Here is a 13512-nt window from a genome sequence, read left to right on the forward strand (position 1 = left end):
CCGCCCGCGCCTCCGAACGGGGCAGGCCGTACCCCTGGTTACCTGACGACCCGTCAGCTATGGTCCCTCCGCACCGGCACCCCACCCGCCCGGCGAAGGGGGCTCCCCCATGCCCGTCACGGTCGTCCGCTTCAACCTCGTCGAGCCCGGCGCGACCCCCGCCTCGCTCGGCGCCCGCTACCAGGCCGCCCTGGAGATGGCCGCGTACGCCGACCAGCACGGCGTCACCACCGTGCAGACCGAGGAGCACCACGGCGTCGCCAACAACTGGCTGCCGGCGCCGTTCGCCTTCGCGGGCGCGGTGTTCGGCGCGACCCGGCGCCTCGCGGTGACCGTCTCCGCGGTGATCGGCCCGCTGCACGATCCGCTGCGGCTGGCCGAGGAGATCGCCGTACTGGATCTGTTGAGCGGCGGACGGCTGGTGACCGTGGCCGGGATCGGGTACCGGCCCGAGGAGTACGCGCTGTTCGACGTGGCGTGGCGGCGGCGCGGGAAGCTCCAGGACGAGGTGCTGGAGACGCTGCTGAAGGCCTGGACGGGCGAGCCCTTCACCTACCGGGGCCGAACGGTACGGGTCACCCCTCGGCCGTATACCGAACCGCACCCCCTGCTCCTCGTCGGCGGCTCCTCCCAGGCTGCCGCCCGCCGGGCCGCCCGGCTCGGTCTGCCCTTCTTCCCCAGTGCGCATCTGCCGGAGCTGGAGGCCTACTACAAGGAACGGCTCGTCGAGTACGGCACCGAGGGCTGGACGATGATGCCCGCCGCGGAGACGCCGCTGCTGCACGTCGCCGAGGATCCCGACCGGATCTGGGCGCATTACGGCGAGCACTTCCTGCACGAGGCACGGACGTACGCCTCCTGGCAGTCCGGCGACATCCGGTCGGCGGTGAAGTCGGCGGCCACGACGGTGGCGGAGCTGCGCGCCGAGGGCGTGTACCGGATTCTGACGCCGGACGAGTGCGTGGGTCTTGGGCTGGACAACCTCGTACTGCATCCGCTGTCGGGCGGGATGCCGGTGGAGGAGGGATGGCGGAGTCTGCGGCTGTTCTGCGAAGGCGTGCTGCCCCGGCTCAGCGGGTGAGCCGGGGCAGCACGCCTTACGGGTGTCGAGGAGCGGGCAGCGGGGACTTGGCCCCGCTCCTCGAGTTCGAGGGCCTCTCTGCGAGGCTCAGCCCATCTCCTCCAGCGCCTTGCCCTTCGTCTCCGTCACGAACTTGAGGACGAACGGAATGGAGAGCGCGGCGAAGGCCGTGTAGATCACGTACGTCACGGAGAGGTTCCAGTCGGACAGCGACGGGAAGCTCGCGGTGATGGCCCAGTTGGCGATCCACTGTGCGGAGGCGGCCACGCCCAGGGCGGCGGCGCGGATCCTGTTCGGGAACATCTCGCCGAGGAAGACCCAGACGACCACGCCCCAGGACAGGGCGAAAAAGAGGACGAACACATGGGCGGCGACCAGGGCGATCCAGCCCTGGGTGGCCGGGAGCTTGCCGTCGACCAGGTCGAAGGAGAACGCCCAGGCCTCCAGCGCCAGGCCGATCACCATGCCGACGGAGCCGATGAGGGCCAGCGGCTTACGGCCGATGCGGTCGACAAAGATCATGGCGATCACGGTGCCGACGATGTTGATGATCGACGTCGTGAACGAGTAGAAGAAGGACTCCGTCGGGTCGACGCCGACCGACTGCCACAGGGCCGAGGAGTAGTAGAACGCGACGTTGATACCGACGAACTGCTGGAAGACCGAGAGGCCGATGCCGATCCAGACGATCGGCCTGAGGAAGAAGCTGCCGCCGAGCAGGTCCTTGAAGGTGGACTTGTGCTCGCTGTTCATGGCGTGCTCGATCTCGGCGACGCGGGCGTCGAGGTCGATGTCCTTGCCCTCGACCTCTTCGAGGATCTCGCGGGCACGCTCGTGCTTGCCTACGGAGATCAAAAAGCGCGGGGACTCGGGGATGGCGAAGGAGAGCAGGCCGTAGAGGACGGCCGGGACCACCATGACGCCGAGCATGACCTGCCAGGCCTCCAGGCCCATCAGGGTGCCGCGCTGGTCACCGCCGGCGGCGTTCAGCAGGCCCCAGTTGACCAGCTGCGACACGGCGATGCCGATGACGATCGCGGCCTGCTGGAAGGAACCGAGGCGGCCGCGGTAGGCCGGCGGGGCGACCTCGGCGATGTAGGCGGGGCCGATGACCGAGGCCATACCGATGGCGAAGCCACCGACGACGCGCCAGAGGGCGAGGTCCCACAGCGCGAAGGGGAGCGCCGACCCGACGGCGCTGGCCGTGAAGAGGACGGCCGATATCTGCATGCACCGGATACGGCCGATGCGGTCGGCGATGCGGCCGGCCGTCGCGGCGCCGACGGCACAGCCGATCAGGGCGACGGCGATGACCTGAGCCAGCGCCGCGGAGCCGATGTCGTAGCGGTCACGGATGGCCTCGACGGCGCCGTTGATCACAGAGCTGTCGTAGCCGAAGAGGAAACCGCCCATCGCGGCCGCCGCCGCGATGAAGATGACGTGCCCGAGATATTCGGGTTGAGCCGTCCTGGCTCCTGACTGGGGTCCCTGCGCTGTGCTGGTCACGTTCAACTCCTCGGGCCACGGATAACGTTGCAGACCCTATGCATTCAAGCTTCGAAGTCAACACGAGAGGAAGTACGAACATGCAACGCTTGTGTGCCCTAATTGTGTTCAAGAATTGAAGTGATCGACCGGAGCGCAGGTCAGAACAGAGTGCAGGTGGCACGCATTTAGCGCAGGCGCTGGGAGATGACCTTCGACACACCGTCGCCCTGCATGGAGACGCCGTACAGCGCGTCGGCGACCTCCATCGTGCGCTTCTGGTGGGTGATCACGATCAGCTGCGAGGCTTCCTGCAGCTCCTGCATGATGCGGATCAGCCGCTGCAGGTTGGTGTCGTCGAGGGCGGCCTCGACCTCGTCCATGACGTAGAACGGGCTGGGCCGGGCCTTGAAGATCGACACAAGCATGGCCACGGCGGTGAGTGAGCGCTCACCACCCGAGAGCAGCGACAGCCGCTTGACCTTCTTGCCGGGCGGACGCGCCTCGACGTCCACGCCGGTGGTGAGCATGTTGTCGGGGTCGGTCAGGATCAGTCGCCCTTCACCACCCGGGAACAGCCGGCTGAAGACGCCCTCGAACTCCCGGGCCGTGTCCCGGTAGGCCTCGGTGAAGACCTGTTCCACACGCTCGTCGACCTCCTTGACGACCTGGAGCAGGTCGGCGCGGGTCTTCTTCAGGTCTTCGAGCTGCTCGCTGAGGAACTGGTGCCGCTCCTCCAGCGCCGCGAACTCCTCCAGCGCGAGCGGGTTCACCTTGCCGAGCTGCTGGTACGCCCGTTCGGCGGCCTTGAGCCGCTTCTCCTGCTCGGCCCGGTGGAACTGCTTCGGCTGGTTGCGCGGATGCTCGGGGTCCTCCGGCAGCTCCTCGCCCTCGGCGGGCGGTGAGGGCGGTACGAGCTGATGCGGGCCGTACTCGGAGACCAGCCCCGCCGGTTCGACGCCGAGCTCCTCAAGCGCCTTGGTCTCCAGCTGCTCAATCCGGAGCCGCTTCTCGGCGCCGAGGACCTCACCGCGGTGGACCGAGTCGGTCAGCTTGTCGAGCTCGGCCTTGAGGTCGCGGCCGGTGCCGCGGGCGGCGGTCAGCTCCTGCTCGCGGCGGGCCTTGGCGGCCTCGGCGGCGCCGCGCTCCTCTTCCGCCCGGCCGAGCGAGACCTCGACGTGCGCGAGCAGCTGCCGCGCACCGGAGGCGACGGCTTCCGCCACGGCCGCCTCGTGCCGCAGCCGCGCCCGCCGCTGTTCCGCACGCGCGCGTGCCTCGCGTTCGGCGCGGGCGGCGCGGTCCAGCGAGTCGGCGCGTCCGGCGAGTCCCTTGACGCGTTCCTCGTGCGTACGGACCTGAAGCCGGGCCTCCATCTCGGTCTGCCGCGCGTTGGCGCCATCGGCGGCGAGACGGTCCCGTACAGACGTGTCGGGTTCCTCCTCGACCGGCATCTCCTCGGCGACGGCCAGCCGCTCGGCCAGCTCCTCCACGTCCTGCAGCGCCTTGTCGAGCGCCTCCTGGGCCCGCGCGGCCGCGGCGACGGACCGCTCGGCCTCACCGGCGGCACCCCGCGCCTGCCCCGCGAGCCGACCGAGCTGCTGGGCAACGGCCGACTTCTCCCGGTCGGCGGCCCGCCTCCGCTCCCCCAGCTCCTCGACGAGCGCGGCACACTCCTTGCGCCGCTCACCGGCCGCGTGCTGCGCCTCGGTGAGTTCCTCGCACCGCACGGCCAGCTCCTCCAGCTCGGCGGCGGCCTCGTCCACGGAGGCCTGCACCTCGAGCAGACTGGGCGCCCCGGCGGACCCACCGTGCGCGAAGTGCGCACCGAGCAGATCGCCGTCGGCGGTGACGGCGGTGAGCTCGGGCCGGGCGTATACGACATCCTCGGCGTCCTCGAGGCTGCCGACGACGACGATCCCGTGCAGGAGGCGTCGCACGGCGGGCATGAGCTCGGAGGGACCGCGGACGAGATCGGCGGCGAAGGGATGACCGCCGGCACAGCTCCTCGACGGGGTGCCGGCCGGGGCTTGGTCGTACGAGGCACCGGGCCCGTCCGCATGGGCCTCGGAGGTGGGTGCGCCAGAGGTGGGTGCGCCAGAGGTGGGTGCGCCAGAGGTGGGTGCGCCAGAGGTGGGTGCGCCAGAGACAACCGCTCCGGAATCGGGTGCGCCAGAATCGGGTCCGGCCGGGGCGGATGCGCTGGAGGCGGGTGTGCCCGGGGCGGGCACGCTGGAAGCTGCCGCGCCGAAGGCATGCGCGCCGGAATTCGGTGTGCCTGAATCGGGTCCGCCAGACGCAGGCACGCCCGAGGTGGGCACGCCAGACGCAGCCGCGCCGGAACCGGGCGTGCCCGAAACCAGTCCCTCGGGCCGCGGCCCACCACGGAAGACGCCCGCGGTCTCCAGCGAACCAGCACCGGCACCAGCACCAGCACCAGCACCAGCACCAGCACCAGCACCAGCACCAGCACCAGCACCAGCACCAGCACCAGCACCAGCACCAGCACCAGCACCAGCCGAGTTTGCCGTGCCCTCTGCCCGCGTCTCCTCCGGCGCCCCCGCCAACAGCAGCGCCGCCCGCCCCCCGTCCTGCTTGCGCAGGAGTCGGATGGCGCCGGCGGCGGCGGTCGGGCTCGTCACGGCGATCGCGTCCGCCGCCGCGCCGAAGGCGGCCGCCAGGGCGACCTCGTGGCCGGGCGTCACCGTCAGCAGTTCGGCGGCCGGGCCCAGGAGCCCGCTGAGACGATCCTTCGCTCCGAGCAGCGCGCCCGAGCCGTCCTTACGGCGCAGGCCCAGCGCCAGCGCCTCGTGGCGGGCCTGGGTCGCCGCGCGCCTGCGTTCCGTCGCGGTGGCCGCCTCGCGGGCCGCGGACAGGGCGGCCTCCGCCTCGGTGAGCTGCTGTTTCGCGGCTTCGTGCCGGCCGGCGAGTTCGGCGTCGCCGGCGTCGAGGCCGTCGACCTCCGCCTTCAGCACCTCGTACTCCTCCTGCGCGGCGAAGGCCCGCTCCTGGGCCTCGTCCCGGGCGGCGGCCAGCCGGTCGATCTCGGCCTGGGCGGACGCGGCACGCGAACGAGCCGCGTTGACCTGCCCGTTCAGCCGGGCCAGGCCCTCGCGGCGGTCGGCGATGGCGCGGGCCACGTCCTTCAGCCGACGTTCTTCGAGGGCGAGTTCGCGCTCCAGCTCGGCGCGGTGGGCGACCGTGTCCTCCAGGGCACGCTCGGCCGCCTCCAGGGCCGCTTCGAGCTCGGCCTCCTGCTCCCGGATCCGGGCGGCCTCGCGCTCCATGTCCTCGGGGTCGCGGCCCCGGCGCTCCTCCGGCGGCGCCGAAGTCGCGCTCTTCACGCGCGCGTCGGCGAGCGAGATCGTGCCCCGCACGCGTTCGGCGAGCTGGGAGAGCTCGTACCAGGTCTGCTGGGCGCGCTGGAGGCGCGGCGTGAGCTGCCGTACCTCGTCCTCCAGCAGGGCCTCCCGCTGGAGTGCCTTCTTGAGCTCCTGCTCAGCGGCTTCCTTGCGTTCCTTGAGGGCGGCCTCGTCGGCGATCTCGGCTGTGAGCGCCTCACGCATCCGTACGAGATCGTCGGCTAGGAGGCGCAGGCGGGCGTCCCGGAGGTCGGCCTGGATGACAGCGGCCCTTCTGGCGACCGCGGCCTGGCGGCCCAGTGGCTTGAGCTGCCTGCGGAGTTCGTCCGTCAGGTCCTGCACGCGCGCGAGGTTGGCCTGCATCGCGTCCAGCTTGCGGAGCGCCTTCTCCTTGCGCTTGCGGTGCTTGAGGACACCGGCCGCCTCCTCGATGAAGGCACGGCGGCCCATGGGGTCGGCGTGCAGGACGGAGTCGAGCTGGCCCTGGCCGACGATGACGTGCATCTCGCGGCCGATGCCGGAGTCGGACAACAGCTCCTGGATGTCCAGCAACCGGCACGTATCACCATTGATCTGGTACTCGCTGCCGCCGTTGCGGAACATGATCCGCGTGATGGTGACCTCGGCGTACTCGATGGGCAGTGCCCCGTCGGAGTTGTCGATGGTCAGGGACACCTCGGCGCGGCCCAGCGGGGGCCGCCCGGTGGTGCCGGCGAAGATGACGTCCTCCATCTTGCCGCCGCGCAACGACTTGGCGCCCTGCTCGCCCATGACCCAGCTGAGCGCGTCCACCACATTGGACTTGCCCGAGCCGTTCGGGCCGACGACGCACGTGATCCCCGGCTCGAACCGGAGCGTGGTCGCCGAGGCGAACGACTTGAACCCGCGGAGGGTCAGGGCCTTGAGGTGCACGCCGCTGGACTCTACCTTCCGCGGGTATCTCACTCCATGAACCCGCGGTTTCACCCTTGAACGTGCAGGGCACACCATTCGTTAAAGAGGGTGAAAAGATGCGGGGACAAGAAAGAAGGGACGCCGAAGCGTCCCTTGCAACTCTGACAACTTAGCGGTTGATACGGGCAGCCCAACCGCTGCATGTGCTGTCGCGGAGCGGTGCAGCGATCAGGTGAGCGCAGGCTCCGCCTGGTGTGCGTCGATGCTCTCCATGATCCTGTCGTGCGAAGCGGCAGCCGCGAGCGCGTCGTTCTCGGCCTGGATCCGTACGAGCTCGGATTCCAGGTCCTGGACGCGCTGCTGGAGCCGTCGCATCTCGGCGAGGAGTCGAGGGTCGGAGCCACCGACGTAACCGAGAAGCGCCTTTGCCATGATGGATGGTCCTCCACACTGAGTGACCGACCGAAGCGGTGTGGGTCGTGAGGGATTTCGCACCCGCGGTGCTTGACACTCTTGAGTTCGTGCTGCCGTTCATCCATGCCAAACAGCTAAGGTGCGCGGGGTGCTTTCAGCGTCTCACCAAAAAGTTTGACGGTCAACACGATCACGCCCCGTATTGGCGGGCAACCCTGGGGCGCGCGGCCGGAAAACGGCGGCGCGGCGACTCCTGCGGGCCCTCGGGGGGGTGGCGATCATCCTTACCTGGGGAGCCTGCCACGGCAAGCGGTTCTTGGCAACCACCAGGTCATTTCTGCTCCGGGCAACTGCCGGTGGCATGTCCGTCCACTTTCTCCTGGACTGTTTTACAGATCGGAGTCAGCGGATGGCGAAGCCGTCGTAGCCCCCGCGAGGTGTGTCCCAGATCTCGGTGACACCCTCCACGCGGCCGGGCGTGTCGTCGCTCTGGAGCCAGTCGAGGAGTCCCTGGCAGCCCTTGCGCGGCCCTTCGGCGACCACCTGGACCCGTCCGTCGTCCAGATTGAGAGCAAAACCACTCAGGCCGCCGATCTCCAGCGCCTTGGCCCGCGTGAACCAGCGGAAACCCACACCTTGAACCCGTCCACGCACCCAGGCGATCAACCGTACGTCCTCGCTCATGAGTGCAACCTAACGGGCCGAAGTCGCTCCTAGCACTTCCACCCCCGGCGTCATGCGGTACCGTCCCCACCCAATGAATCTCATACGAAATTCACTTGATCGTGTGAGTTTTGTGAGTTCGGTCCGATCACAGAGGACACATCGACCGCACAGGACGAGGAAGGCCAGGACATGGGACGCCACCGACGCTCCGCCGCCGGCCGCGCCGCCACGGGCCGCGCCACGGGGGTCACAGATACGGACGGTTCCTACCCGGGGAGCCACGACCCGCTGGACTCGTACGGGGGCGACACGGTGGGCATCGCGCCCTACCTGCACCCGGATGCGCACGCCGACGACTACGCGAGAAGCGACGCCTACCTCTTCGCCAGGGACGACGAACACGCCCTCGGCGCCGACACGGCGGTCTTCGCGAGCGACGGCTTCACGCCCGACAGCGGCCGGCGCTCAGGCTCGGGCCGACGCCGCAAGAAGCGGGCCATGAGGCCGGTGCGTACGGGGCTGCTCGGCGTCTCCGCCGCGGTCGCCCTGGGTACGGTCGCGGTCGCCACGGGTGTGGTGCCCGGCCTCGACAACTACCAGCTCGGCGGTGACAGCGGCGGGGACAAGGTGCAGGCCGCCGACACCCCGACGAACAGCCCCACCGAGCAGGGCGGCACGTCCGGCAACGCCGACAGCCGCGACGACGGTTCGCCGACGAGCCGCGACGCGCAGCGGGCCACGTCGCCCTCGCCGTCCCCGTCGACCTCGTCGGCCGCGCCGACCAAGGCACCGGAGAAGAAGAAGCCGGCCGCGACGCCCAGCGAGAAGCCGACGTCGACCCCGTCGCGTGCGGCCACGAAGGCTCCGGAGAAGCCCAGCGCCCCCGTGGTGACGGTGTCCGCGGAGACGGCCGCCGCGGCCGAGGTGCTGAAGCTCGTCAACGAGGAGCGCGCGAAGGTGGGCTGCAGCGCGGTCGCCGCGAACAGCGCGCTGGCCGATCTGGCCCAGGACTTCAGCGAGGACATGGCCGCGCGGGGCTTCTTCGACCACACCGACCCGGACGGGGCGAGCCCCTGGGACCGCGCCGCGAAGGCCGGCATAACCAGCCTCGGCGGCGAGAACATAGCCCGGGGCCAGGCCGACGCGGCCGCGGTGATGGATGCCTGGATGAAGAGCCCGGGCCACAAGGCCAACATCCTGAACTGCGACTTCAAGACACTGGGAGTGGGCGTGCAGTTCGGGTCCGGCGGGCCGTGGTGGACACAGGACTTCGGCTACTAGGAGCCGCAGGGCGCATCGGAGGCACTAACTTCTGGTTAGTGCAACCTGTTGGTTAGCGCTGCGTTCACGTACGCTTGGGATATGGACACCACGCAGGAACACAGCGAGGCGCTGGACCTCCCGTTCAACGTGTTCGCCAAGGCCTGTCCCTCGCGCATCACCCTGGAGCACCTCACGGGACGCTGGGGCGCGCTCACGCTCGGCGCCCTGTACGAGGGCTCGCTGCGCTTCAACGAACTGCGCCGTCGTGTCGACGGCGTGAGCGAGAAGATGCTGTCCCAGACCCTGCACGCGCTGGAGCGCGACGGCCTGGTGCACCGCGAGGCCCAGCCGACGAACCCGCCCCGCGTGGACTACGAACTGACCCCGCTGGGCCGCGAGGTCGCCAAGCGCCTGATCGGCCTCATCCACTTCGTGGAAGGGCACATGGCCGACGTGCTCGACGCCCGCCGACGCTACGACGAGACCCGCGGCGCCCTCTGACACTTCGGGCAGAAGTAGCTGGACCGGTTCATCCAGAGGCGCCGGCGCATCGGCGTACCGCACCTCTTGCACGGCAGTCCCTCGCGGCCGTACGCGTCGAGCGAGCGGTCGAAGTAGCCCGACTCACCGTTGACGTTGACGTACAGGCTGTCGAAGCTGGTGCCGCCGACGGCGAGCGCGGCGTTCATCACGTCCCGCACGTGGCCCAGGAGTTCGGCCGTGCGCGGGCGGGTGAAGGTGGCGGTGGGGCGGTCGTAGTGGATGCGGGCGCGCCAAAGGGCCTCGTCCGCGTAGATGTTGCCGACGCCGCTGATCAACGACTGGTCGAGCAGGGCCCGTTTGATGGTGCTGCGCTTGCGGCGCAGGGCCTGGTGGAACGCCTCGTCGTCGAAGAGCGGGTCGAGGGGATCGCGGGCGATGTGCGCGATGACGTCGGGCAGACCGTCGGGGGTGTTGTCGTGCAACGACAGGCCGCCGAAGGTGCGTTGGTCGACGAAGCGGAGTTCCGTTCCCAGGGTGTCGGCGAAGCGGATGCGGATGCGCAGGTGTTTCTCGTCCGGTGCCGCGTGCGGCTGGACCAGGAGCTGGCCGCTCATGCCGAGGTGGGCCAGGACCGACTGGTCGGTGTCCGTCAGGGGCAGCCACAGGTACTTGCCGCGACGGCTGGGTGTGCCGATGCGGTGGCCCTTGAGGCGATGCGCGAAGTCATCGGGGCCGGCCAGGTGACGGCGTACCGCGCGCGGGTGCAGCACCTCGGCGTCGGCGACGGTGCGGTGGGCGGCCCACCGCTCCAGGCCGCGCCGGACGACCTCGACCTCGGGCAACTCGGGCATGGGACCCCCGTGACTACCGGTGGATGAACCGAGCGCCCGCCCCGGTGGGGACGGGCGCTCGGCATGCGCTGTTCGGTCAGGCGGAGACGGACGTCGGGTCTTCGTCGTCGTCCTCGGCGGCCTTCTCGGCCACCGCCTTGGCGCGCTCGTCCGCCGCGGCCCGGATGGACCGCCACGCGGATTCCGCGGCCTGCTGCTCCGCCTCCTTCTTGCTGCGGCCGGTGCCGGTGCCGTACGAGACGCCTCCGACGCGGGCGGCAGCAGTGAAGGTCTTCTCGTGGTCGGGGCCGGTCTCCGTGACCAGGTACTCGGGCACGCCGAGCCCCTCGGTCGCGGTGAGCTCCTGGAGACTGGTCTTCCAGTCCAGGCCGGCTCCGAGGTTCGAGGACTTCTCGATCAGGGGGTCGAACAGGCGGTGCACCAGCTCCGCCGCCGAGTCCAGACCCTGGTCGAGATAGACCGCACCGATCACCGCTTCCAGGGTGTCGGCAAGGATGGACGCCTTGTCCCGGCCGCCCGTGCCCTCTTCACCGCGGCCGAGCCGGATGAAGGAGCCCAGGTCGAGCCCGCGGCCGACCTCCGCCAGCGCACGCGAGTTGACCACCGCGGCCCGCAGCTTGGCCAGCTGGCCTTCGGGCAGGTCGGGGTGGGTGCGGTACAGCGTGTCCGTGACCACGAGGCCGAGGACGGAGTCCCCGAGGAACTCCAGGCGCTCGTTGGTCGGCAGGCCGCCGTTCTCGTATGCGTACGAACGGTGGGTCAGCGCACGCACCAGAAGGGCGGACTCGAGCTTGTACCCGAGCCGCCCTTCCAACAGCGTGTGGGACGAGGCCTGGCTGTCCGCCGGTCCGCTCCCGCTCACACGGGGGGACTGCTTCTTTGGCGTGGACACAGTGCCTCTCACCAGCCGCTCAGACCTCGAGTACCTGGCGCTTGTTATAGGTGCCGCAAGACGGGCACGCGATGTGCTGCTGCTTGGGCTCGTGGCAGCGCTCGCACGCAACCAGGGTGGGGACCGCAGCCTTCCACTGCGACCGGCGGTGGCGCGTGTTGCTGCGCGACATCTTCCGCTTCGGAACAGCCACGGCTACTTCTCCTGCTTCTCGTCGGCGCGTGCTGATCGAGGCGCGCCGCCGCTCATCTCGTCCTTCTCGCCGTCTCCGAGTGAACCGGCGAGTCCCTGCAGTGCCGCCCAACGGATGTCGACGGCGTCATGGTGGTGGTCCGGATCGTCCGCAAGGCGGGCACCGCACTGGGCGCACAGTCCTGGGCAGTCTTCCCGGCACACCGGCTGCATCGGCAGTGCGAGCACCACCGCGTCACGCAGCACGGGTTCGAGGTCGAACAGGCCGTCCTCGATGAAGAGCCTGTCCTCATCTTCCTCGGCGTCGTCGGCCGGCTCCGCCTTGGGGCGGCCCCGGTCGTCGGCGTCAGGGTACGAGAACATCTCCTGGAAGTCCGCTTCGAGTTCGAGCTCGAGCGGCTCCAGACACCTTACGCACTCCCCCTCGGCCTGTGCACGGGCGGTGCCTGTGACAAGCACCCCTTCCATGACCGACTCGAGCCGGAGTTCGAGCTCCACCGGGGCGCCTTCCGGTACTCCGATCACTCCCTGGATCCCGAGATCCTGGGGAGCGGCGATCTCGCGGGTCAGGCGCTGCAGCGCGCCAGGACGCCGCCCCAGCTCGTGTGTGTCGAACACGAGAGGGTTGCGGTGGTCGAGGCGGGCGTTCAGAGCCATTCCTGCTTTCGATCTTCTGAGCTCAGGCACGCCGCCCTTCGGTGTTCCCGGGCAGCGTTGATCGCGGACGTACGCGCGACCGAAGAGCCAGGATACTGGACCTTTCGCTCACGGCCCAATCCGGTGTGCGCTCCCGGTCGGCACCTGGGCTTCAGCCGTTGCCGCGCCCCTGTTCGTACGCCCTCAGCTGCTCCGCGCTGATCATGCTCGTGTCGAAGAGGCTGGTCTCGTCGAGGGCGTATCCCGGAGCGCCCTGCTGGGCCTGCTGCGGGTTGTCCATGGCCGCGGTCTGGTCGTACGGCGCCTGCTGGGCGTCGTAGCCCTGGTAGGCGTACGGGTCGGCCTGCTGGTAGCCGTACGGGTCCTGCTGGCCGGCGTACTGCTGCTGGTAGCCGCCGTAGGGGTCGGGCTGCTGCTGGTAGCCGTAGGCGGGCTGCGGGTCGTACTGCGGCTGGGCGGGCTGCTCGGCCGGGGCCGTCGGGGCGGCCGGGTTGTCGGCCTCCGCAAGGGCGGCGAGGTCGGCCAGGTAGTCGGCGTCGCTGGAGTGCTGGACGGTCGAGATGTCGTCGGCGAGAGCGCCGAGGTCGTCCGTGGCGATCCGGCCGTGCAGCTTCTGGCGGCCGCGGCCGACGGCCTCCAGGGTCTTGGCGAGGACCGCCTCGAAGGCGCCGAGCTTCACGTCGACGTACTCGTCGGCGCTGCGGCGCAGGGTCTCCGGGTCGTGGCTGCGCTCGGGGACGTCGTCGTCTTCAGGGTCCACGTAACCCTGCTCGTCGACGCCCGGGCCGGTGCCGAGGAGCTTCTCGCGGCCGCGGCCCACCGAGCCGAGGGTCTTGGTGAGGACGACCTCGAAGTTGGCGAGCTTGGAGTCGACGTAGTCGTCGGCCTCGGCGCGGACGTCCTCGGCCTCCTTGCGGGCCTCGGCGAGGATCCGGTCGGCCTCGGCCTGGGAGCGGCGGGCGACCTCTGTGTCGGAGATCAGGGAGCCGCGCTGGGCGTGCGCGTGCTCGATGATCCGCTCGGCCTCCTGGCGGGCCTGCTCGACCATCTGTTCGCGGTCGCCGATCAGCTCCTGGGCCTGCGCGAGGGAGCCGGGCAGGGCCTGGCGCACCTCTTCGAGCATCGCGAGCAGTTCGGCGCGGTTGACCACGCACGAGGCCGACATGGGCATCGACCGGGCACCGGAGACCGCGGACACGATCTCGTCGAGCTTGTTCTGCACGTCCACCTGTGCTCGCCACTCTCTACAGCTGTTTTCGGAGACGGACGGGACGA

General features: G+C 70.0%; 12 protein-coding genes. 3 read left to right on the forward strand and 9 right to left on the reverse strand.

The features are described from left to right. The first annotated feature begins 109 nt into the window (after positions 1-109). The gene (locus AQJ91_RS27875; protein WP_067026978.1) at positions 110-1081 is read left to right on the forward strand and encodes an LLM class flavin-dependent oxidoreductase; all 972 of its coding nucleotides are present in this window, start codon (positions 110-112) and stop codon (positions 1079-1081) included. A gap of 87 nt (positions 1082-1168) precedes the next feature. On the opposite strand, the gene AQJ91_RS27880 is transcribed toward AQJ91_RS27875, so the two are convergent. The 4 genes from AQJ91_RS27880 to AQJ91_RS27895 all read right to left on the reverse strand — a co-directional run bounded on the left by AQJ91_RS27880 (position 1169) and on the right by AQJ91_RS27895 (position 7917). Further along, entirely contained in the window at positions 1169-2587 is a 1419-nt protein-coding gene (locus AQJ91_RS27880; protein ID WP_067026980.1) for a sugar porter family MFS transporter, read from the reverse strand. 167 nt (positions 2588-2754) lie between these two features. Beyond that, positions 2755-6837 (reverse strand): AAA family ATPase, encoded by a 4083-nt coding sequence (locus AQJ91_RS27885; protein WP_067026982.1) that lies wholly within the window; start codon positions 6835-6837, stop codon positions 2755-2757. 210 nt (positions 6838-7047) lie between these two features. Then, complete coding sequence (locus AQJ91_RS27890) at positions 7048-7251, reverse strand: hypothetical protein (protein WP_016432419.1); 204 nt, start codon at positions 7249-7251, stop codon at positions 7048-7050. Between the two features lie 384 nt (positions 7252-7635). Then, positions 7636-7917 carry an acylphosphatase gene (locus AQJ91_RS27895; RefSeq protein ID WP_067026984.1) on the reverse strand — a complete coding sequence of 94 codons (282 nt, stop codon included), beginning with the start codon at positions 7915-7917 and terminating at the stop codon, positions 7636-7638. Positions 7918-8088: 171 nt separating this feature from the next. On the opposite strand from AQJ91_RS27895, the gene AQJ91_RS27900 reads away from it, so the two are divergent. Together AQJ91_RS27900 and AQJ91_RS27905 are read left to right on the forward strand one after the other, a co-directional pair. Next, a complete protein-coding gene (locus AQJ91_RS27900; RefSeq protein WP_067026985.1) occupies positions 8089-9180 on the forward strand; it encodes a CAP domain-containing protein in 1092 nt (363 codons plus the stop codon). 81 nt (positions 9181-9261) lie between these two features. After that, positions 9262-9663 carry a winged helix-turn-helix transcriptional regulator gene (locus tag AQJ91_RS27905; RefSeq protein ID WP_067026987.1) on the forward strand — a complete coding sequence of 134 codons (402 nt, stop codon included), beginning with the start codon at positions 9262-9264 and terminating at the stop codon, positions 9661-9663. Here AQJ91_RS27905 and mutM read toward each other — a convergent pair. From mutM to AQJ91_RS27930, 5 genes are all read right to left on the reverse strand, one after another. Then, positions 9636-10496 carry a bifunctional DNA-formamidopyrimidine glycosylase/DNA-(apurinic or apyrimidinic site) lyase gene (gene mutM, locus AQJ91_RS27910; protein ID WP_067026988.1) on the reverse strand — a complete coding sequence of 287 codons (861 nt, stop codon included), beginning with the start codon at positions 10494-10496 and terminating at the stop codon, positions 9636-9638. The two genes, AQJ91_RS27905 and mutM, sit on opposite strands and share 28 nt — an antisense overlap. A 76-nt stretch (positions 10497-10572) precedes the next feature. Continuing rightward, complete coding sequence (gene rnc, locus AQJ91_RS27915; RefSeq protein ID WP_067026990.1) at positions 10573-11400, reverse strand: ribonuclease III; 828 nt, start codon at positions 11398-11400, stop codon at positions 10573-10575. Between the two features lie 7 nt (positions 11401-11407). Beyond that, entirely contained in the window at positions 11408-11581 is a 174-nt protein-coding gene (rpmF, locus tag AQJ91_RS27920; protein ID WP_003951102.1) for a 50S ribosomal protein L32, read from the reverse strand. Positions 11582-11583: 2 nt separating this feature from the next. Continuing rightward, positions 11584-12237 carry a YceD family protein gene (locus AQJ91_RS27925; RefSeq protein WP_067026992.1) on the reverse strand — a complete coding sequence of 218 codons (654 nt, stop codon included), beginning with the start codon at positions 12235-12237 and terminating at the stop codon, positions 11584-11586. Between the two features lie 151 nt (positions 12238-12388). Next, positions 12389-13465 (reverse strand): ATP synthase F0 subunit B, encoded by a 1077-nt coding sequence (locus tag AQJ91_RS27930; protein WP_067026994.1) that lies wholly within the window; start codon positions 13463-13465, stop codon positions 12389-12391. Between the last annotated feature and the right edge of the window lie 47 nt (positions 13466-13512).

The sequence above is a fragment of the Streptomyces dysideae genome, assembly GCF_001514305.1.
Classification (GTDB): Bacteria; Actinomycetota; Actinomycetes; order Streptomycetales; family Streptomycetaceae; genus Streptomyces; species Streptomyces dysideae.